Annotated in this window: 18 protein-coding genes; 12 read left to right on the plus strand and 6 right to left on the minus strand. The window is 59.5% G+C overall.

Going from position 1 to position 20,099, the window contains the following annotated elements; translation table 11 throughout:
* Positions 1–154: 154 nt before the first annotated feature.
* The 5 genes from F8N36_RS15810 to F8N36_RS15830 all read right to left on the minus strand — a co-directional run bounded on the left by F8N36_RS15810 (position 155) and on the right by F8N36_RS15830 (position 6,858).
* Positions 155–1,636: an aldehyde dehydrogenase family protein gene (locus F8N36_RS15810; protein WP_291333997.1), complete on the minus strand. Its 1,482-nt coding sequence runs from the start codon at positions 1,634–1,636 to the stop codon at positions 155–157.
* Between the two features lie 336 nt (positions 1,637–1,972).
* Positions 1,973–2,761 carry a precorrin-4 C(11)-methyltransferase gene (cobM, locus tag F8N36_RS15815; RefSeq protein ID WP_291333999.1) on the minus strand — a complete coding sequence of 263 codons (789 nt, stop codon included), beginning with the start codon at positions 2,759–2,761 and terminating at the stop codon, positions 1,973–1,975.
* Positions 2,762–2,764: 3 nt separating this feature from the next.
* Entirely contained in the window at positions 2,765–4,726 is a 1,962-nt protein-coding gene (gene cbiE / locus F8N36_RS15820) for a precorrin-6y C5,15-methyltransferase (decarboxylating) subunit CbiE (protein ID WP_291334001.1), read from the minus strand.
* On the minus strand, positions 4,723–5,949 hold the full coding sequence (gene cbiD / locus F8N36_RS15825; protein WP_291334003.1) for a cobalt-precorrin-5B (C(1))-methyltransferase CbiD: 1,227 nt from the start codon (positions 5,947–5,949) through the stop codon (positions 4,723–4,725). The genes cbiE and cbiD overlap by 4 nt, the downstream gene beginning before the upstream one ends.
* A 3-nt stretch (positions 5,950–5,952) precedes the next feature.
* Positions 5,953–6,858, minus strand: coding sequence for a hypothetical protein (locus F8N36_RS15830; protein WP_291334005.1), 906 nt, complete (start codon positions 6,856–6,858; stop codon positions 5,953–5,955).
* Between the two features lie 333 nt (positions 6,859–7,191).
* On the opposite strand from F8N36_RS15830, the gene F8N36_RS15835 reads away from it, so the two are divergent.
* Both F8N36_RS15835 and F8N36_RS15840 read left to right on the plus strand, forming a co-directional pair.
* The gene (locus F8N36_RS15835; RefSeq protein WP_291334007.1) at positions 7,192–8,187 is read left to right on the plus strand and encodes an OmpA family protein; all 996 of its coding nucleotides are present in this window, start codon (positions 7,192–7,194) and stop codon (positions 8,185–8,187) included.
* Between the two features lie 80 nt (positions 8,188–8,267).
* Positions 8,268–8,846, plus strand: coding sequence for a translation initiation factor 2 (locus F8N36_RS15840; protein WP_291334008.1), 579 nt, complete (start codon positions 8,268–8,270; stop codon positions 8,844–8,846).
* A 407-nt stretch (positions 8,847–9,253) separates the two neighbouring features.
* Here the strand turns inward: F8N36_RS15840 and thrB are convergent, their stop codons facing one another.
* Positions 9,254–9,823, minus strand: coding sequence for a homoserine kinase (thrB, locus tag F8N36_RS15845; RefSeq protein ID WP_291334010.1), 570 nt, complete (start codon positions 9,821–9,823; stop codon positions 9,254–9,256).
* Between the two features lie 227 nt (positions 9,824–10,050).
* On the opposite strand from thrB, the gene F8N36_RS15850 reads away from it, so the two are divergent.
* From F8N36_RS15850 to F8N36_RS15895, 10 genes are all read left to right on the plus strand, one after another.
* A complete protein-coding gene (locus tag F8N36_RS15850; RefSeq protein WP_291334011.1) occupies positions 10,051–10,728 on the plus strand; it encodes a hypothetical protein in 678 nt (225 codons plus the stop codon).
* 487 nt (positions 10,729–11,215) lie between these two features.
* Positions 11,216–11,350 (plus strand): 50S ribosomal protein L34, encoded by a 135-nt coding sequence (gene rpmH / locus F8N36_RS15855; protein ID WP_022657771.1) that lies wholly within the window; start codon positions 11,216–11,218, stop codon positions 11,348–11,350.
* A gap of 24 nt (positions 11,351–11,374) precedes the next feature.
* Positions 11,375–11,779 carry a ribonuclease P protein component gene (gene rnpA, locus F8N36_RS15860; RefSeq protein ID WP_291334014.1) on the plus strand — a complete coding sequence of 135 codons (405 nt, stop codon included), beginning with the start codon at positions 11,375–11,377 and terminating at the stop codon, positions 11,777–11,779.
* On the plus strand, positions 11,776–12,039 hold the full coding sequence (yidD, locus tag F8N36_RS15865) for a membrane protein insertion efficiency factor YidD (protein WP_291334016.1): 264 nt from the start codon (positions 11,776–11,778) through the stop codon (positions 12,037–12,039). The genes rnpA and yidD overlap by 4 nt, the downstream gene beginning before the upstream one ends.
* Positions 12,040–12,047: 8 nt before the next feature.
* On the plus strand, positions 12,048–13,697 hold the full coding sequence (gene yidC, locus F8N36_RS15870) for a membrane protein insertase YidC (RefSeq protein ID WP_291334018.1): 1,650 nt from the start codon (positions 12,048–12,050) through the stop codon (positions 13,695–13,697).
* 40 nt (positions 13,698–13,737) lie between these two features.
* Positions 13,738–15,204 carry a protein jag gene (locus tag F8N36_RS15875; protein WP_291334020.1) on the plus strand — a complete coding sequence of 489 codons (1,467 nt, stop codon included), beginning with the start codon at positions 13,738–13,740 and terminating at the stop codon, positions 15,202–15,204.
* A gap of 211 nt (positions 15,205–15,415) precedes the next feature.
* Entirely contained in the window at positions 15,416–16,840 is a 1,425-nt protein-coding gene (gene mnmE, locus F8N36_RS15880) for a tRNA uridine-5-carboxymethylaminomethyl(34) synthesis GTPase MnmE (RefSeq protein ID WP_291334022.1), read from the plus strand.
* A 3-nt stretch (positions 16,841–16,843) separates the two neighbouring features.
* Entirely contained in the window at positions 16,844–17,503 is a 660-nt protein-coding gene (locus tag F8N36_RS15885; protein WP_291334024.1) for a 3'-5' exonuclease, read from the plus strand.
* Complete coding sequence (locus F8N36_RS15890) at positions 17,500–18,699, plus strand: GAK system CofD-like protein (protein ID WP_291334026.1); 1,200 nt, start codon at positions 17,500–17,502, stop codon at positions 18,697–18,699. The genes F8N36_RS15885 and F8N36_RS15890 overlap by 4 nt, the downstream gene beginning before the upstream one ends.
* A complete protein-coding gene (locus F8N36_RS15895; protein ID WP_291334028.1) occupies positions 18,696–19,826 on the plus strand; it encodes a pseudouridine synthase in 1,131 nt (376 codons plus the stop codon). The genes F8N36_RS15890 and F8N36_RS15895 overlap by 4 nt, the downstream gene beginning before the upstream one ends.
* Positions 19,827–20,099 lie beyond the last annotated feature (273 nt).

Raw genomic sequence — 20,099 nt, forward strand, 5'->3', positions numbered from 1 at the left:
CCTCTCGTGCTGCCAAGGGGCAACACCGAAAACAGCGAGCCGGTTGCGGCTTTGCCGCACCGGAAGATACTCGTCCCACAGATAAAACGGCCCCTTTCGGGGCCGTTTTGGTTATGCGGTAAACTTCATGTGTTTGCCGCATGCGGGGGAGTGGTTAGGGGTAGAATCCAGTGGGTTTTTCGGAAAGATTTATGAGAATGTTTTTTTGCTGCGTGTAGTGCTCAAGGATAATCTTGTGTGTTTCACGCCCGATGCCAGATTCCTTGTGCCCGCCAAAGGGCGCACCCGCCGGGATGCTGTTGTAAGTATTGACCCACATGCGGCCAGTTTCAATTGCCCTGCTCACGCGTATGGCCCTGTTGATGTCACGCGTCCACACCGCGCCGCCAAGGCCATAGAGGCTGTCGTTGGCCATAGCCACAACTTCCTCTTCTGTCTTGAACCTGATGATGACCGCCACCGGTCCGAATATTTCTTCCTGCGCCACACGCATATTGTTGGTGACATTGCCGAGAAGGGTTGGTCGCATAAAGCAGCCTTTTGCCAGTTCGCCTTCGGTGATGCGCTCACCCCCGCAGAGCAGGGTTGCACCTTCGGCCTTGGCCTGCGTAATGCAATGCTGGATGGCCTTGAGGTGCGATTCGTAAATCTGCGAGCCCATCTGGGTTGCAGGGTCCCACGGCAGGCCAACCTTGACGCGGTTGAAGCGTTCCACGGCATCGGCAACAAATCTGTCGTAGATGCTATCATGCACAAAAACGCGCGAACCAGCGCAACACACCTGCCCTTGATTGAACAGAATGCCAAGCTGCAGACCGTCCATAGCCAGATCCCACTGGCAGTCAGGAAAATAGATGTTGGCCGATTTGCCCCCCAGCTCCAGGGTCGAGGGAATAAGGCGTTTGGCTGCTGCCAGGCCCACTTGACGGCCCACTTCGGTGGAACCGGTGAAGGCCAGTTTGCGAAAGCCGGGGTGCTCAAGCATGAACTGGCCGGAACGCGAACCGCGCCCGGTAATAACGTTGAACACACCCTTTGGCAGCACATCGGCGATCAGTCGCGCCAGCTCCAGAACGGAAAGGGATGTGTGGTTTGACGGCTTGAAAACGGTGCAGCAGCCAGCGGCAAGCACAGGCGCCAGCTTCCATGCGGCCATGAGAAAGGGGAAGTTCCACGGTACAATCTGCCCCACCACGCCGATGGGTTCACGAAACACCAGCGACATGGTGTTTTCGTCCAGCATTACAGCCGTGCCTTCGTCAGCGCGCACAACACCTGCAAAATAACGGAAGTGGTCGGCGGCAAAGGGAATATCCACATTCATGGTTTCCCGAATGGGCTTGCCGTTGTCCATGGTTTCCACCATGGCCAGGTGCTCTTTGTTGGCGTCAATAAGGTCGGCGATTTTCAGCAGCAGGTTGGCGCGCTCAATGGGGTCTACCTTTTTCCAGCTGTGCCATGCAGTGGTGGCAGCTGTAACGGCGTCGTCCACATCCTGGCTGGTGGCTTCGGCGCAGGTGGCAAGGCGTTCGCCGTTGGCAGGGCAGTATGTGTCAAAAGTGCCGCCGTCAGAGGCTGGTTTCCACTGGCCGTTGATGAAAAGGGAGTACGAATCCTGAATGTCTGGTTTGTTCATGAATCACTCCTTTTTTAAAAACCATGATTGTCATAATGACAAATAGAGAGAAATATGGACTGCAAATCCATATTTCAAACAGTAGTTTTTAGATAAAATGCGTCCTGTAGATCTTTATGTGAAAAAATATACAAACGCGCATTTTCTAAAACACTGCAACATATGAATCGATTCACTTCGTAAATCAATTAATAACAGTGCAAATATTTTTTACAAACGTGTCACGATAATGTTGTGTATCAGGATGGCAGTGACAGAAAAAGAATGAAATTCAGGCAGGATACAACGGGGTATCCTGCCTGAATTCATGATGCGGAAAGATTTGTGTGGAAGAAATCAGCTTTGGGCGGGGCGGTAGCCGTGGGCAAAGTCGGCGGCGTAGAGCCGTGATGGGGCACCCTGGCTGTTTTCTGCAGGCAGCACGAGAAAGACCGTCTGCCGGGTGAGGTTGTGGCTGGTGATGCACTGGGCAAGTTCACCCAGGGTGGTCCAGTAGAGCTGCTCTTCTGGCCAGCTGACCATGTGGGCGCAGAATACCGGGGTTTCTGGCGGCAGGCTGCGCGACAGCTCGTCTTGCAGCGCCTGCGCCGAAGCGGCGGAAAGGTACACGGCCATGGAGGCCTTGTGCTCGGCCAGCAGGTGCAGGTGCTCGCGCGCGGGAACCGGGGTGCGGCCCTCAAGCCTGCTGATGATGAGGCTTTGCGTCACTTCCGGCACGGTAAATGTAATGCCGGCGGCGGCTGCGGCAGCGCAGGCGGCGGTGACGCCCGGTATCACCCGCCAGGGGATGCCGTCCGCATCCAGCAGGGCGGCCTGTTCGCGCAGCGCGCCGTACAGCGAGGGGTCGCCCGTATGCACTCGGGCCACGGGGCGTCCTTCAAGGGCGGTGGCCCGCACCAGTGCGTGGCACTGCTCGAGCGTCAGCGGTGCGGAATCCACTACCATGGCCGGAGGCGCGGCGCAGGCCACAACCTCGCGTGGAACCAGCGAACCTGCGTAGAGCACGAGAGCTGCCTGTTCAATGGCCTTGCGGCCCTTGATTGTCATGAGATCCGGATCGCCGGGGCCAGCTCCTACAAATGTGACTGTGCCGGGTGCAACCCCGGCGCGCGCTGCGTCATCCATGGCTTACCTGCTTTCAGGTTGTGCGCCGGACTGGATTGGGGAGGGCGCGGGTTTTTGGGCGGCCAGCAAAAATACCGGGTTCATGGCAGAGAGATGCACGTCGCCGCCCAGCGTTTTGCCCTCGGCCGCGGATATCTGCAAAATTTCCACAGGCCATGCCATGTCTTCAAAAAAGCGGCGGCAAAGGCTGAAGCTGTCGAGCAGCACACAGCTGACCACCACACGCCCGCCCACGGGCAGGCGCAGGCACACATGGCCCAGAATGTCATCGCCGTCATCGCCCGAAAGGCCGCCGCCAATAAAGACCCGCTGGGGATCAGGCAGGCCGGGCAGGCATTCCGGGGCCTGTCCCAGTCGCACCTCCACATTGGCGGCACCAAAGCGGCGGCGGTTTTCCTGAATGCCCATGGCGCGGCCAGCGGAACGCTCTACCGCGATAACGCGGCCCTCGTGCGCCAGCACCGACGCCTCAAGGGCCACCGCGCCAGAGCCAGAGCCCAGATCCCACACCACATGCCCGGCCTCTATGCGCAGCAGGGACAAGGCCGCTGCCCGCACGGGTTTCTTGGTGATCAGGCCCCGGTCAACTGCAAGCTGGTCGGCATCGAGGCCCAGATGCGGGCGGCGTGCGGGTGCGGCAGGCACCAGAACCATGGTGCAGGCGGGGCCAAATTCACGGCTGGCGGCATCGGCCAGGCTCAGATGGCTTACTGTTTCGTCGGCTGCGCCCATGCGTTCAAAAATGTGCGCGTCAAACCAGTCAACGCCCCTGTCGAGCAGGTGGCGGGCCAGTACGTCGGGCGACATGCGCGCGTCGGTAAGGATGCAGAGCGGCGCGTTTTTGCCGCAGGCTACATTGAGGGGGCGCAGGTCGTCGCGACCGTGCAGCGACAGGCAGATGACCTTGTGCCACGGCAGTGAGAGGCGCGCGCAGGCCTGTTGCAGCGAGCTGACCGCAGGCAGCAGCCGCACCGCTGTGGAGCCAAGACGGCGCACAAGCGTTGCACCAATGCCAAAAAGCAGGGGATCGCCGTCGGCAAGCACCAGTACGCGTTCGCCAGCGGCCCGCAACTGGCTGAGGCGGGTGAGCAGCGGTTCAAGTGGTGTGCTGAGGGGCAGCAGGCGTGCCTTGAGGGTCGTGCCTTCGATAGTGGGCGTCGTGGCAGGCGATTCTCCGCCCGTGGTTTCACTGCCCGCAAGGCTGAGGCCAGAAAATTCTTCAAGCAGCAGGCGGCCTGCGCAGATAACGTCGGCCTGTTCCGCAAGCTGGCGCTGTGCTTCGGCAAGCCCCGCCAGACCGCGCGGGCGGGCGCAGTCGATCCCCATGACCGTGATGGGTTCGGGCGTTGCAATGGTGGGCTCGAACACAAAGAAAGACTGCAACATCTCCGACATGGGCGGCCAGTCGTCCTGCTCGGACATGCCGCCAGCCGCGGGGCCAGCCATGGTGCTGGGCGTCTGGGGCTGTGGGGCATTTGATGCGGGAGTGCTGTCAGGAGCTTCAGTTGCCGGTGCACCATGCAGGTAAGGCGAAGCTTCTGCTGCGAGTGCAGAAGCAGAATCAGGCGCATCTTCAGAAACTACAGGCTCAAAAGCAGGGGCTGATGCGGGTTCAGGCGCGGATTCCGGGCTTTCATTTTCATGAAAAAGCGGAGTTTCTTCCGTTTTTGCGGGCGGCTCCTCGGTCGCTTCATTTGCATCAGCGACATCAGGAGCAGCATCGGCAGCGATGGTGGATTCTTCTGCGGTAGCGGGCTGCTCGGTGGCGGTTTCTGGGGCGACCTCTGTGGGCAGTTTGGCAGACAGTTCTGCGGGCAACAGTTCAGCAGGCTCAGGGATGCTGGCCGATTCCGCCAACAGCGTGTGCGTAGTGCCCGTAGCGAGGCCCGCCTCATGCTCCTGTGCCGGAACTGTGGGCGTATGGGATGGCACGGCAATGCCGGGCAGTGATACCTGTTGTTTCATAATGCCAATAATTCCCTGCCATCAGTATGAAAAAGGTGCAGGCCCACGGCCTGCCCCGCAAAATTTCGGGCTGTATGCATTGCCTGCCGGGCTACATGCTCAAGCACCTGTGGGCCAGCGGCGTCTGGCAGCAGCAATTCAAGCGCATGCGCTGCAGTAATGCACCGGGCAATCTCGCTGCCGCAGGCGGCTCCGGTGGCATCGGCCTGTTGCGCCAGCGCCTGCATGTCGAGGGTGGAGTCCTTGGCGTGGGTGTAGGCATGGCCCTGGGCGAGCTTGACCAGCTTGCCAAAAAAACAGCCCCACACAATACGCTCAAAGCCCATGGCTCCAGCCGCTTGCAGCGAAAATTGCGCAAAGTCGGCAACCTGCACAAAACAGCGTTCGGGCAGTTGCGGATAGCGTTCCATAAGCAGTCTTTCCGAACGCCTGCCCGTTGTCAGGCATACCGTGTGGCATCCCGTGGCGGCTGCAACTGCCAGCCCCTGCTCAATGGTGGCCTTCCATGCGGCATGGCTGAATGGCCGTACCGTGCCTTGTGTTCCCAGTATGGAAATACCGCCTTCAATGCCCAGCCGGGGATTGAAGGTCTTTTGCGCCAGGGCTGTGCCTTGCGGCACGCTGACAAAAACGGTCAGCACTGTTTTGGCCGCATTTGCGGTGCCGTGGATATGCCCGCACGCCTGTTCTCGCAGGGCGAGGCTGATCTGCTGGCGCGGCACCGGGTTTATGGCTGCTTGCCCCACCGGCACAGGCAGGCCCGGCAGGGTGACGCGTCCGACCCCCGGCCCTCCCTTTATAATGATGTTGCCGGGGTCTGCAAGCTCCGCGCCGTCAAAGGGCAGGGCGCTTTCAACCACAGTGGCGCTTATGCACGCGCCCGACGTGGCATCGGGATCATCCCCGCCATCCTTGATAATGCTGGCGTGTGCAGAGCGTATGATGCCCTGCGGCGGTGGGTCGCAGTGCCTAAAATCTTTGGTGTTCCAGCATTCGGCCAGTTCTGGCGCTGGCCCCGGCTGGCAGTTTGCAACCTGCAGGTCAAGCCAGCCGCGCGGTACTGGTTGCCCGACGTTATCTGCTTGGGGTGTGCTTGCAAAAGGCGGCAGCGGCACGCGCACACGGGCTGGTGCGCATTCATGGCGCAGCAGATGCAGCGCTGCAAGCGCCGCACCAGTGGCAGCACTGCCTGTGGTAAAGCCCTCGCGCAGCTTGCCGGGCATGGTTCAGGCCTGACTGGGGCGGGTGCGGGCTTCTGGCTCTGGCAGCCATATCTTGCCCCGGGCCACAAGGGACACCGGGCCGTCCACGCCAGCCATCTCCGCGCCGTTTTCTGTAAACAGCCGTACATCAAGGGCAGATCCACCTGGCTGCATGATGGAAAAAGCGCGGCGCGGGCCAGAACGCGCAAGACGCAGAGCAAGGGACAATGCGCCGGACCCGCAAGCGTTTTCAAGAAAAGTGGTGCCCGCATCGCGCACATGCACGAGCGGCAGCATGTCGAGCTGCCCCTGGCATTCACGCCACCAGATGACCCCGGCGGCTGGCTCGTTTTCAAGATTATGCCGCTGGCGCATCTGGGCGGCAACGGCATAAGAGTCGTCGGGCAGTGGATGCACTGGCCCGCCGAGCAGCAGGTGGCAGATGCCCGGCAGACGCACCAGTTGCGCGCCTTCTTCTACAGTGGTGATGGAATACGAGGGCAGCCGCAGCAGGGCTTCTACCTGCCAGAGCGGGGCCGTGCCTCTGGTGCGCAGTCGCACAGGGCTGTTCCAGCCGGAAACCTGAATTTCGTCGGTGCGTTCGGGATATTCTGCGTGAACGTCGCCTGCTGGTTGCGCGGTACCGGCGGTCATGCCCTCGAGCACGCCCTGTTCCGGGCCTGCACTTTGCGCGGTGTACGCGAGCAGAGCGCCCACGGCGCGGCTTGCGTTGACGCAGAATTCACCGCCAGCCATGCGCAGTTTGCCCTGCGCCAGATGCACAAAGCCCGCCTGCTCTCCGCCAAGCATTGCCGGATCAAGCGCGAGGGCCGCAAGCCGCGTCTGTTCGGCGGGGCGTTGCCCGCTGTCGGGGAAAAGCAGTGTGGTGTTGCCCCCTGGGCTCCACTTGGAAAAAGTCAGTGCAGGCATGGAAAATCCTTGGTTCACGGCCAAGTATGCCTTAGCCCCGGCGGGCTGTCCAGCATTGGCGTGCGGGGCGCGCTGGAGGCGCGCAACAGCAGGGCAGGGGGCCGCGCAAAAAAATATGCGGGCAGATGTCATCAGTATATCATTTAAGGAGTCGCGCAAAACCGAAAGAGTCTTTCCTATTTACAACTTGCGGTTTTTCGCAAACGCGGGTATGTCAAAAGCAGTTGCCGTCTCCAAGGCCCATGGCTGTGAGTGAGCCGGTAACGTGGCGGGCACACCGCGATTTACTGTTGTGACGGTAATCGACGACACAAACAACGTTTGGGAGGCAGTATGAAATCGTTTCGTCTTCTTGCTCTTGCGGCCGCTCTTGTTCTGAGCTTCGCCGTGGCCGCTGCGGCCGCTCCGGCGTGCAACAAGAAAATTGAAAGCTTCGACTTCGTCGTGGACTACTCTGGTTCCATGATGATGAAGAACGACAAGCTCAAGCAGGACAAGATCATTGTGGCCAAAAACGTGCTGACGCGCGTTAACGCCGCTATTCCCGCTCTGAGCTACAACGGTGGCTTGCACACCCTTTCGCCCAACGGCGCCATCGTCGCCCAGGGCCCCTGGGATCGCGCCGCCATGGCCGCCGGCCTTAAGAAGCTGAGCAGCAACTTTGATATTTTTGGTCGTATGACCAGCATGGGTAACGGCCTTCAGGCTTACGAACCCTTCATCTCCAGCATGAAGCGCGACGCCGCCCTGATCCTCGTGACCGACGGTGACAACAACCGCGGTAACGACCTCGTGCAGGTTGTGAGCCAGATGTACGCCAGCCAGCGTAACCTGGTTGTGCATGTGATCTCCCTGGCCGACACCCCCAACGGTGAAGCCAACATCAAGAAGATCGCCGCCCTGAACTCCAACGCCGTTGTGGTGCGCGCTGAAGAGCTCGCCACCAGCGACGCCGCTGTTGAACGTTTCGTGCTTTCCGTGTTCTGCAAGGATGAAGACGTCATCGTGCTGCGCGGCGTGCATTTTGCCTTCAACTCCTTCGCCCTTGACGGCAAGGCCATGGGCATCCTGAACGAAGCCGCCACCCTGATCAAGAACAACCCCAACAAGCGCGTTGTTCTCTCTGGCTGGACCGACTACGTGGGTTCCGACTCTTACAACATGAAGCTTTCGCAGGAACGCGCCAGCGCGGTTAAGAACTACCTTGCGAAGCAGGGCATTCCTGCCAGCCGCATGACCGCCATCGGTCGTGGCAAGTCCTTCAAGTATGACAACAAGACCGACGAAGGTCGCGCCATGAACCGGCGCACCGAAGTGTCCTTCGAGTAATCGCGGACCTTCGCTTCAGTCGAATTAAAGCAAAAGCCGGGTGGTGTATGCCGCCCGGCTTTTTATGAGGTGCATTGCACATGCGTAAGATTTTGGCACTTATTCTCGCGATGGGCCTGGCCACCGGCGGTTGCGCCTGGTTTGGCGGTTCTTCTTCCGAAGAAGTTAAACCCGCTCAGCCCCAGGAACAGACTGCCGCCCCTGAACCGGCTCCGGCTCCTGAAGCCCCTGCCAAGGACGTAAAAGGCAAGGGCAAGGCCAAGACCAAGGCCGAAAAACCGGCTGAAGTCAAACCCGCTGCCTCTAAAAAGGTTGTAAAGACCGAGGCTCAGGTCGCCGCCGAGCTTACCATGGTGGGTAACAAGCTTGCCGCCCAGGCCGCACGCACTGTTATGCCTTCCAAGGCATCCAGGGAAGTGCGCCAGGACAGCAAGGGCTTCGTTGCCAGCTACATTGAAGTGGACGCGTCCAACGTGACCACCGAATTGCGGCCCAGCGCCACCGGTCAGTACGTGGGCTTTATCCGTTATCAGGAAAAGGTGATGGAATGCCGCGGAAAAACCAAGCAGGAAGCCACCACTACTGCCTCGTGCGAACAGGTTAAGGCTCGTAACCTTAACGAACTGATCCGTTACGACGGCAGCACCTGGCAGTACTAGTACGCAAGCAAAAGATGCCGCTCTGGCCGTGCGCTGCGTAAAGCTGCGTTATGCCGGAGCGGGTGTTCTTTGCCGGGCGACACTGCTTTGGGCGAAGGAATTTTGGCGGGGCCTCGGCCCCGCTTTTTTTGGTCTACGCATATGCGTGAAAACGCAAGATGACAGAAGCGGCCAGAACCACAGGTTCTGGCCGCTTCTATTTTGAATATACAAATCTGCTGACTCCGCCGTGCCATGCGAGTGGTTTGCACTGGCTGGCTGTAACGTTAAATTTCAGGCGCAAGCGACTGTATTGCTTGCCAGCCCCGCAGATATTCTGGCGGTTTATGCGTGCTTGACGAAATGAACTTATAGAATTTTCAGAAACTATGCCCGGCTGTTTTGTCCAAGTCGTTGACCTCTACTGACTAGCCTTGTCCGCCGTCATTACGCAAAAAATCCTTGGGGAGATGTTCACGTATCCAGCGTGCGCACTGCGCGGGATTCTTGCCCTCCGCTGGGCAGCGCAGGTTGGCGTAGTGGGTGTAAAGGGCAAGACGTTCATTAAAAATGTCTTCAAGCTTTTCACCCGGGTTCATGGCAATGCCGCGTTCCGGATTGCGGGCAATACGCTCCTCAATAAGGCGAAAGGGCACATCAATAAAAACAATGGGGCCCAGGGTGGCAAGGTGATTCATGGCAGAATCGCGATAAATGACGCTGCCGCCAGTGGCAATGACCGTGCGATGCGCCTTGATGGCGGCAATAACCTTGGCTTCAGTATCCAGAAAAGCGAATTTGCCAAGGGAATCTGTAATGTCCTGAAGGCGTGCGCCGTACACAGCCTCAATCAGATGGTCGCTGTCAACGAGTGCCCAGCCAAGTTCCTGGGCCAGTGCGTATCCAACGGTAGACTTACCCGCGCCGGCCATGCCGATAAGAGTAATGCAGGGGGCTGGCGCAGAAGGTGCGGCGGTAAGTTCCGGCTTGGTAGGCATGCTGGCTCCTGATTGTTGCCTGAAAAAATGACAGATGCACTCGCAAGTGCGCGGCGGCGAATTTGCAACTATCTGATATAGAGCTGAATGTGCCGAAGCCAGAGCGACCTGTCAATGACCCGCCGCCAGAAGGGTGGTTTCATTGGATGCGCGAATGGCTAACGGCTCGTATCAAGGGCTAAAGTTTGTGTGGCTTTGTGCCGATAAGCGCAGTAGAGGTGAGTTCCATGTGCAAGTCAGTTGTATTGCCGTTACTTGCGGTGTTGGCGATTTCTGTCTGTCCGGTTTCGGCGGCCGTGGCCGCTGAAGTTGACCCCCTGCCGCCACAGGTTCCCGCACGCACAGCGTCGGGGGCTACAAATATCAACGATGTGTGGCTGCACAACGGTGGCGGACGTTTGTACCAGAATACGCTTGTGGCTCCACGGCAGATTGCCCTGGAAGGGGCGCGTTTTGTGGATCCTGCTGCCGTGCCTGAACTGTCCCTGACCCCGCCCGCAGACAAAAAGGCCCCCGTGCGGCATACCCGCAAGGCAAAGGTTGCAAAATCCGCTCCCGCTGGCGCCGCATCCAGCACCGAACCCGGTACGCCTCCCAAGGGTGTCGGTAAGACATCCCTCAAGGCTCCGGATAAAACCCCCGCCAGCACATCAGCCAAAACTCCTGCCGGTGATGCTGGCAGTATACCCCCGTTGAGCGCGGCAGGCACAGGTTCTACGTCTGCCGCCAGCGGTGTTGGCGGGGTGGATTCGCCTTATTCCTCTGCCGCCGCATCACCGGTAGGCGGGGTGGGTGGAAGCGCCACTACGCCCGTAGCCCCAATGCCCGGCTTGGGCAGTAGTAGTGCGCCTGTGTCCGCTGTTTCTGCCGACGATATTTTGCCGCGCGCCAACGCCAGACCCTGACCATACATATAGCACTTTTTGTCAGGGCACGGCAAAACCCGCGCCGAATTTTGGGCCGCAATGATGGTTGCGGCCCCAATATTTTTTACCCAGAGGCAACTGTCAGCGGCTGATGCGATTTCAGTCATTCGTCCGTATTTTCGCTGCTCGTCTGTACGCTGTGCCCTTAGGGGTGAATGCTTCAGGGCTGTTTGCCTGTGATGTGCAGGCTGTCGTCTGCTCGGAAATTTTATTGAGGACAAGGTGTTATTGCCCTTGCGCCCCCGCGCTTACATGGGCATGATAGTCGCGCGCTGAATAGGGCAACTGGCGCTTGACGGAGCCCGTGCTGGCGTGTATGTAGCTTGTTCCATATATTTTAACGCCAGGGCAATGCCGCTCTCCGCGCTTAAAAGCCGGGGGTAGCCCCAAACCGCTCAGGCCCGGCGTGCCGCATCGATCCGGTGTCGGCCCAAGGCCCTGCCGGAAATTTTTTAAGGAGTCTGCCATGAAAAGAACATATCAGCCGAGCAAAATCAGAAGGGCCCGCACCCACGGGTTCCGCACCCGCATGGCCACCCCCAGCGGGCGCGCCATCATTCGTCGCCGCCGCGCCAAGGGCCGTAAGGTTCTGAGCGCCTAGCGGGGCGGGCTTGCCCCGTTCTACATGGGTATTCCCATGCATCAGAATGGTCTGCCGCAGCATCTGCGGATACGCCGTAGGGCGGAATTCGTGGCGTGCTATGAGCGGGGCAGGCGTCTGCACACCGAGCATTTTCTTGTATTTGTGCTGTCGGGCAATTGTCCCGGTCTAGCTGCGCGCACTGGCATGGCTGTTTCCCGCAAGGTTGGCAATGCTGTTGTGCGCAATCGCGTCAAAAGGCTTTTGAGGGAGTTTTATCGTTTGCACCGCAGCGATCTGCCCACAGAGGCCGACATCGTTACCGTTGCCAAAAAGCATGCCGGAGAGGCTGCGCTGGATTTGGCCAGCGTGGCCGCCGAGCTTTTGCCGTTGATGCGGCGTTTGGTTCGGCGTGAGCCGGGCCGCCCGGCATTGGATGGGCTGCCATGAGTCATTTGCTGCGTAAGCTATGCATCTTACCTATACGCGTTTACCAGCTTTGCATCTCGCCAGTGCTTCCCCCCGCCTGTCGGTATTATCCCACCTGTTCCGCCTATGCCGCAGAGGCCATCATGACCCACGGCATCTTTCGGGGCGGCTGGCTTGCGCTTAAGCGCCTTGCCCGCTGTCACCCCTGGGGCGGCTCAGGTTACGACCCTGTTCCACCACCAAGGCGTCCTCGTGACGTCCCGCCACTGTCCCAGGAGTGAACGCCCTCATGCAAGACGGAAAAAATCTGATCATCGCCATCCTTTTGTGCCTCGTCGTTATTGTGGGCTGGAGTTACCTGTCCGAATACATGGGCTGGGTTCGCAAGCCTGATCCGGCCGTTGTTGCGCAGCAACAGCAGGCGCAGCAGGCCGCCCAACAGCAGCAGGCGCAGCAGCAGGCCGCTGCCGTAGCCCAGCAGGCTCTGCCTGTGTTTACCCCCGCCCCCGGACGCGACCTCAAGGTCGATTCTCCCCTTTACGAAGCCGTTTTTCATACCGGCGGCGGAGCTCTGCGCTCTTTCAAGCTCAAGCAGTACCAGACCGGTCTCGCCTCTGATTCTCCTCTGGTCAATCTTGTGGATCCCCAGACCGCCACTGTTGCCCCGCTTGGCCTTGTGGTTAACAGCCAGCCTTCGTGGAGCACCGGCCAGTGGTCTGTTGAAAGCAACGAAAACGGCCTGAATATTGCTGCCGGCCAGCAGGGTGTGCTGCGTTTTAACGGTGAAGTGGACAACCTGCGTGTTGTGCGCGAAATGACTTTCAGCTCTGATACCTATCTGATCCGCGAAAAAATCCGCGTGGTTAATACCACCGATCAGGCCCGCAGCGTGCGCGTGAGCTACACCGTTGCCGCCGACGCCAGCAACGCGGCAGGCGGTCGCTATGACGCTATGCGCCTTGCCTGGGATAACGACGGAAGCCTTGGCGAAGAATCTTCGGCAAGCACTCTTGAAACCACGGGCGTACAGGTTGCTGGCAAGGTTTACTGGGCCGGTACCATGAGCACCTATTTTCTGGCGGCGGTGCTGCCGGGCGATACCAGCAATGTGATCGTCAAGGGCCGCATGCAGCAGAACGTGTTTCGCGCTGCAATTGAAGAGCCCGAAGTGATGCTTGGCCCCGGGCAGGAACGGGAACTGACCGTTTCTTACTGGCTTGGACCCAAGGAACGCGCCAAGCTTGCCGCTGTTTCCGACCAGCTGGCCAAAAGTATCGACCTTGGCATGTTCCACGTTATCGCCAAGGGTCTGCTGTGGCTGCTCGAATTTTTCCAGAAGTACGTCAACAACTGGGGCGTTGCCATCATTCTGCTGACGGTCTTCATCAAGGCCCTGTTCTGGCCGCTTACGGCCAAGAGCTACGCCTCCATGGAAAAGATGAAGAAGCTTCAGCCCCACATGACGGCCATCCGCGAAAAGTACAAGGACGACAAGGAGCTCATGAACAAGGAAGTCATGGCGCTCTACAAGACCTATGGGGTAAACCCGGCCAGCGGCTGCGTGCCCATTCTTATCCAGATGCCCGTGTTCTTTGGTCTGTATCAGGCGCTGCTCACCTCTATCGAACTGCGTCACGCTCCTTTCATCACTTACGTGCCCGGCACGGATATCCTGTGGCTGGCTGACCTTTCGGCCAAGGATCCTTTCTACATCACGCCCGTTATCATGGGCCTGACCATGTTTATCCAGCAGAAGATGAGCCCCCCGGCCTCTGACCCCACACAGCAGAAGATCATGATGTTCCTGCCCCTGATCTTTACCGCCATGTTCCTGAGCTTCCCCTCTGGTCTGGTGGTGTACTGGCTGGTCAACAACATCCTTTCCATTGCGCAGCAGAGGATGATGGCGAAGAAGTTCTCTACAGTCGCAGCGAAGTAGGCCGCCCCGGCGGGTTCGCAAGACACAGCAAGGGGTTCTTATGGAAGGGTTTAAGGAGTTCCAGGGCAAGGATCTTGATGGCGCCATAGAGGAAGCCTGCGGCTACTTCAATACGGCGCGGGAAAAGCTTGAGATCGAAATTGTGCAGGATGCCAAATCCGGCATATTCGGCATCGTGGGGGCGCGCAAGGCCAAGGTGCGCGCCCGCCGCGTGCAGCTGCGTGAAACTGTAGAGAGCATACTGGGCAGAAAGGGCGGCGATGGAGCTGCTGTCCAGACGGCTAGCCAAACTTCTGCTCAGGCCTCTGGTCAGGCTGCGGGTGACAATGCCCCGGCCGAAGGCGAACAGCGCAAAAACGGCGGCAGACAAGCCCCCGTGACAGCGGTGTCCGCTCCTGCCGCAGAAGCCGCCGCAGAGCCTGCTCAGAAGGCAGCCGAAGCTCCTGCAGAAAAGGGTCGAGACGAAAATCGTGACCGTTCGCGGCAGGATTCTCGTGGGGCAGACCAGCGTGGGCAGGACCAGCGCTCGAATGAAGGCCGTCCGCCGCGCGGGCAGCAGGACGACCGCCGTAACCGTGGCCGCAACCGTAACAAGCCCCCGTCGCTTGATTCCTATGAAAGCGAAGAGGCTCTGGATGCTGCCTGTAATGGCAATGTGCTGGAAAAACCTGCCGATAAGCCCTTTGATCGTCGCAATGACCGCAACGGCAAGCAGGACAGGAACGGCAACAAGCCTTCTGGCCGGAATGGCAGAAACGACCGCCGTGAACGCGCAGGCAGAAATGCCGAGGGCGATGAGGCTGTGGAATCTGGCAATGTGACTGAAGCCGCGCAGCGCGAACCGCGTGGCCGCCGCAACGATTCCCGTGCTGAAGGCAGAAACAACGGAAACGGCAGGGGTGATGCCCGTGCCGCCCACCGCGAAGGAACCCGCCCGGAGCGTGCCCCCAAGACTGACGCAGCACTTGATGGTCTTGAAGATGATTTTGAAGCCGCAGGCGAGGGCCTGCCGGTCACGCCGCTTGAGCAGCTTGATGCCGCCAAGCTTGAAGCCCTGGTCGACGACACCGTGCGCAAGCTCATTCGGCCCATCACGGGCGACGAAGTGGGCATCGCCGTCAAGATCGGTGGTGGCAGGGTGTATGTGGGCATTGAGTGCGATGAGGATTCCGGCCTGCTGATCGGGCGCGAGGGGCAAACCCTCGCGGCATTGCAGTACATGATTTCGCGCATTGTTTCGCGCGGCATGAACGCTGCCGTGCGCGTTCAGCTTGATGCGGGTGAATACCGGCGCCGTCAGGACGAAAAGTTGCGTGAAATGGCGCTGGCCCTGGCAGAGAAAGTTCGCCAGAGCGGGCGTTCGTACTCGACCCGGCCGCTTTCGTCCTACCACAGGCGCATTGTGCATGTGTGCCTGCAGGAAGCGGTTGATGTGCAAACCCGCAGCACGGGCGACGGCCCCATGAAGCGCGTGGTCATCATGCGCAAGAAGGGAGAACGCGCCTAGCGTTCAGCCGCACGGCACATGCGCGTTTACGCGTCATCGCAAGCGGGCTGCACGGCCTTGAGAGCTTGTTACGTTGCCGGAGAAAAGGCCCATCTGGGGCATATCTCCGGCAACGCTTTTTACGGGCGCTGGTTGACGAAAATTCGCCCGGCGACCAGCGCACACCGCAAACCGGGCCAATCAGAATTCAGGGTAAAAAGCAGGGAAAGTAATGGAAACAGCAATGCAGCCAGAGCGCAACGACACCATCGCTGCCATCGCAACGCCGCCGGGTTCTGGGGGCATTGGCATTGTACGTATTTCCGGGCCGCGCGCCAAAGAGGTACTGGCCCGCATGTTCCTGCCCATGTCGGCTCTGGTGGAAAATTTTACGCCCTGGCATCTGCACCGGGGGCGGGTTATCGACTGGAACGGCGAGGCTCTTGATGATGCGCTGGCCGTGTTCATGCCCGGGCCGCGCACCTTTACCGGTGAGGATGTGGCTGAAATTCACAGTCATGGCGGCGCGTATCTGGTCCAGGCTGTGCTTGAGAGCGCCATTCGCTACGGGGCGCGTCAGGCAGAACGTGGTGAATTCTCGCGTCGTGCCTTTGTGAATGGCCGCATGGATCTCAGCCAGGCCGAAGCCGTGGCCGAGCTCATTGCCGCTCCCTCCCGCGAGGCTCTGCGCTATGGTTTCAACCGGCTGGACGGGCTGCTTGGACAGCGAACCCTTGAGCTGCGGGACGAGCTTGAAATACTGCGTGCGCAGATGTGCCTTGCCGTGGACTTTCCCGATGAGGAAGTGGAAGGCATGGAGCCCGCGGCGCTGTGCGAGGTGCTGGACAGCGTCATGCTGGCCGTGCGCCGCCTGCTGGCGGGCAGCCGTCGCGCGCAGATTGCGCAGCAGGGCGCGCAAGTGGTGCTGGCCGGGGCCGTCAATGCGGGCAAATCAAGTCTGCTCAACGCCCTGCTGGGGCGCGAACGTGCGCTTGTGACCGACATTCCCGGTACGACCAGAGATTTTCTGGAAGAAACCTGCCTGCTCGACGGACTGCCCGTGCGCCTTACCGATACTGCGGGACTGCGCGATGCGGAGGAAACCGTCGAGCAGTTGGGCGTAACCCGCAGCCGCGAAAAACTTTCTCACGCCGATCTTGTGGTTCTGGTGCTTGATGGAGCCAGGCTGGGCGATGAGGGCGCGGCCGCTGATGCGTGTCCCGACCCCGCCGCCTGCGAGGTTCTGGAAGCGGTTGGCGATACCCCTCTGCTTGTGGTATGGAACAAATGCGACATTTGCATGCCAAAAGTTTTTCCTCCACGGTGGATTGGCTCCAGAACATGTTGCGCTGTAAGCGCACTTTCCGATACATATGTCGAGGAGCTTGCCGCGACATTGCGTGCAGTGTTGCTTGGGGGCAGCGCTGAAGCCGCGCCGGAAGACGGCCTTGCGCCCAACGCGCGCCAGTCGCTGGTGCTCGAGAACGCCTTGAGAGAGCTTGAAGGGCTGCGTGCGGATGTGGTCGCTGGGCAGCCTTATGATTGTTGTGCGGTCAGGCTTGATTTGGCCGCCTCGTATCTGGGGGAAGTTACCGGGCTTTCAAGCCCGGCTGAAGTGCTGAACAGCATATTTGCCCAATTCTGCATTGGTAAGTAACCTATGGATATGGACGTCTTGCGCCGTCGGCTGAGTTGCGAAGAAATCAACGCCATGCCCCTTTGTCATTACGAAGGGCAGGTACAGGTTATTCGCTCTCTGGACGACTGGAAAAATGCGTTGCCTGATCTGCGCTCTGCCGATCTGCTTGGTTTTGATACGGAAACGCGGCCTTCTTTCCGCAAGGGGCGGCGCAATTCTCCGGCTCTTATCCAGCTGGCCACAGCCAATGCCGTGTACCTGGTGCAGCTGGCATTTCTGCCGTTTGGCCCGCACATTGTCGAGATTCTGGCCAATCCCGATCAGGTCAAGGCCGGTGTGGGTATTCGCGACGATATGCGCGACCTTGCCAAGGTGTATGATTTTGAACCTGCCGGGCTGGTTGATCTTGGCGGTGTTGCGCGCGCGCACAAGCTGCCCAGCCAGGGGCTGCGCACCCTTGCCGCAAACTTTTTTGGCTGGCGTATTTCCAAGGGTTCGCAGTGCTCCAACTGGAGCCTCATGGAACTGACCCCTCGCCAGATTGCCTATGCCGCCACGGATGCCTGGATAGGCCGACTGATCTTTTTACGTATGTGCGAGATGGGGCTTATTCCCTCCTGTCGCAACCTTTGCGAAACCCTGCCCGAAGGCGACTTTCTGGCCGCAGGGAGCCCGGTGTGAGCGAAAACTCTTCGCCTTTCTGTTTTCCGCCTCTTGGTCCACGACTGGTTTTTTTTACGGGCGGCACGGCCCTGCGCGACCTGAGCCGCGAACTGATCCACTACACGCATAATTCCGTACATCTGGTGACGCCCTTTGATTCCGGCGGCAGTTCTGCCGCCCTGCGGCGTTCATTTGCCATGCCCGCCGTGGGAGACATTCGTAACAGGTTGCTGGCCCTGGCCGACAGCGCTGTTGTGCCCGCCGCCGTCATGGCCTTCTGCGCCAGCAGATTGCCGGACAAAGGCGAAGAACATGCCGATCCCGAGCCGCTGCGTGAGCATTTGCGAAGCATGGGCAGTGAATCGCACCCCGTGTGGGCAGACATGCCCCCCCTGTTTGCCGATGCGCTACGCCTGCACTTCAAGTTCTTTTTGCAGCGCATGCCAGACGATTTTGATCCTTTCAGGGCCTGTATGGGCAATCTGATTCTGGCGGGCGGATATCTGCACCACAAGCGCGTTTTTGGGCCTGTAATGGCATTTCTGAGCCGCCTGTTGCAGACGCGCGGAGTGGTTTTGCCCATTGTGAGCGAGAGCCTGCACCTGGCGGCAGAGCTTGAAGACGGCTCGGTTGTGGTGGGGCAGCACCACTTCAAAAATCTGAGCGTTGCCGTGCGGCGGCTGTTTTTGACCGTGCACGAGCCGGACCGTAATCAGGACGGATCAAAAAAGCCGCAAACACCGTGCCGCCCGCCGCTTGCGCCAGCATCTGCGGCCTATCTGAGGTCTGCGGGGGCCATCTGTTACCCCATGGGCAGTTTTTACACCAGCGTGCTGGCCAATCTGCTGCCTCAAAACGTGGGCAAGTGCATTGCCGGAATTTCGTGTCCCAAAATTTTTATTCCCAACACTGGTACAGACGCTGAACTGCACGGTCTTACGGTGTCGGGGCAGGCGGCCATGATTTTGCGCCATTTGCGCGAAGACGCGCCCGACGCGCCGGGTGAAGCCCTGCTGCATGACGTGCTGGTCGATACCCGGCATGGCCGTTATGAGGGCGGGCTTGATACAGACGAACGCGCGGCTCTGGCCCGCATGGGCGTGCGGCTGGTGGAAAAGGATCTGGTGAATGAAAATGATCCTCAGAGACATGTGCCGGAACTAACCGCCAAAGCCCTGCTGGAGCTCGTGCCCGGCAGTTCGGTGACCCTGTGAACAACGACATCTCACATACAGAACCCGCCTCTTCCAAATTTGCATCAGGCCAGTTTGAGGCAGAAAGTCAGGGAATGACTGGCCAGCGGCTTGATTTTTCCCTGAGCGTGCTCTTGCCGCACATGGGCCTGCGTGGTCGTAAGCGCTGCATTGAAAACGGACTGGTGCGGGTAAATGGCCGCGTCTGCACAGCGGCGCAACGCCTGCGCAAGGGCGATGTGGTTGTACTGCAGGAGGCCGCGCAGGAAGTGGCGCAAGATTCAACGCAGCAGACCGCTCCCGTGCGGGGGGAACAGGTGGAAGCCTGCGGACAGGCCGCCGCATGCGCCCCCGGAATGGACAGCGACCAGTGCGAGCCGCGTCTTCTGGGCGTACAGGGTGATCTGTGCTTTTTTTTCAAACCAGCAGGGTTGCACACGGCCGCGCTGGTGGGCGGCACCGCTCCCAGTCTTGAGGGTATGCTGCCGCAACTTTTGCGGGGCAGGGGCGCGCACACCGGGCGTGCAGAAAGTGCCTCGGGGGCAGCGGCGTCTCCAATCCCACAGCTGCTCCAGCGGCTTGACCACGGTACATCGGGGCTTGTGTGCGGGGCCTTCAGCCTTGAAGCAGCGGATGACTTTCGGCGGTTCGAAGCCGGTGGCCACTGTGAAAAGCGCTATGTGGCCCTGCTGGCAGGGCGGCTTGAGGAAGATTTTACGGTCAGGCGGGCCTTGCGCACAGACAAGCGCAACAAAAGCCGTGTGCTGGAGTGTGACACTGGCCGTACACGCTGGACGGAATTTTTGCCCCTGTACTACTTTGACGGGCCAGAGTTGAACCTGCCCGCGTTTACCGAAGATTCACAGTTCCACCGCGTGGGTCTGACCCTCGCGGGCTGCCGCATCCGCCGCGGCGCGCGACACCAGATACGCGCCCACGCGGCCTCTTTCGGGCATCCTTTGTGGAATGACCCCCTTTACGGTTTCGCCAGCCCCGATGATGACTCTGGCGCGGATTCCCCGGTATTTTTTCTGCATCATGGCTGCCTGACCCTGCCGGGAGCAACCTGTGTGGTGCCGCCCCCCTGGACGTTTTTGCCAGAACCAGCCGCACTTCGCGCGATGGAGTGGCTCGACACGGGTTACTGATAGCGTTCGGCAGCAGAGGCGGGAGGTTATGGGTTTTTGGGGCACAAGGCTTGTTTTAGCTATGGATTGATTGCTCAATCCGTTGATTGTCAAGTGGCCAAAAACCTGCGGTTGCAGCCAAAAAAACGCAAAAATCACTTCTCATAACATACTATCATGATTTGATTTATTTTTGAAAAGTTGAAAAGTTTAATTTGCCCCCGTGTTTTCTCTTGGCACAAAGTTCTGGCCGGTATAAATGGATTAGGTCAAACAGGATGGCGAAGCAGTGTT

This window comes from Desulfovibrio sp. (assembly GCF_009712225.1).
In the GTDB taxonomy this organism is placed as follows: domain Bacteria; phylum Desulfobacterota; class Desulfovibrionia; order Desulfovibrionales; family Desulfovibrionaceae; genus Desulfovibrio.

Excerpts from the sequence above, each read along its gene's own strand:
- F8N36_RS15810 (WP_291333997.1), bottom strand. The coding sequence starts at position 1,636 with ATGAACAAACCAGACATTCAGGATTCGTACTCCCTTTTCATCAACGGC.
- cobM (WP_291333999.1), bottom strand. The coding sequence starts at position 2,761 with ATGGATGACGCAGCGCGCGCCGGGGTTGCACCCGGCACAGTCACATTT.
- cbiE (WP_291334001.1), bottom strand. The coding sequence starts at position 4,726 with ATGAAACAACAGGTATCACTGCCCGGCATTGCCGTGCCATCCCATACG.
- cbiD (WP_291334003.1), bottom strand. The coding sequence starts at position 5,949 with ATGCCCGGCAAGCTGCGCGAGGGCTTTACCACAGGCAGTGCTGCCACT.
- F8N36_RS15830 (WP_291334005.1), bottom strand. The coding sequence starts at position 6,858 with ATGCCTGCACTGACTTTTTCCAAGTGGAGCCCAGGGGGCAACACCACA.
- F8N36_RS15835 (WP_291334007.1), top strand. The coding sequence starts at position 7,192 with ATGAAATCGTTTCGTCTTCTTGCTCTTGCGGCCGCTCTTGTTCTGAGC.
- F8N36_RS15840 (WP_291334008.1), top strand. The coding sequence starts at position 8,268 with ATGCGTAAGATTTTGGCACTTATTCTCGCGATGGGCCTGGCCACCGGC.
- thrB (WP_291334010.1), bottom strand. The coding sequence starts at position 9,823 with ATGCCTACCAAGCCGGAACTTACCGCCGCACCTTCTGCGCCAGCCCCC.
- F8N36_RS15850 (WP_291334011.1), top strand. The coding sequence starts at position 10,051 with ATGTGCAAGTCAGTTGTATTGCCGTTACTTGCGGTGTTGGCGATTTCT.
- rpmH (WP_022657771.1), top strand. The coding sequence starts at position 11,216 with ATGAAAAGAACATATCAGCCGAGCAAAATCAGAAGGGCCCGCACCCAC.
- rnpA (WP_291334014.1), top strand. The coding sequence starts at position 11,375 with ATGGGTATTCCCATGCATCAGAATGGTCTGCCGCAGCATCTGCGGATA.
- yidD (WP_291334016.1), top strand. The coding sequence starts at position 11,776 with ATGAGTCATTTGCTGCGTAAGCTATGCATCTTACCTATACGCGTTTAC.
- yidC (WP_291334018.1), top strand. The coding sequence starts at position 12,048 with ATGCAAGACGGAAAAAATCTGATCATCGCCATCCTTTTGTGCCTCGTC.
- F8N36_RS15875 (WP_291334020.1), top strand. The coding sequence starts at position 13,738 with ATGGAAGGGTTTAAGGAGTTCCAGGGCAAGGATCTTGATGGCGCCATA.
- mnmE (WP_291334022.1), top strand. The coding sequence starts at position 15,416 with ATGGAAACAGCAATGCAGCCAGAGCGCAACGACACCATCGCTGCCATC.
- F8N36_RS15885 (WP_291334024.1), top strand. The coding sequence starts at position 16,844 with ATGGATATGGACGTCTTGCGCCGTCGGCTGAGTTGCGAAGAAATCAAC.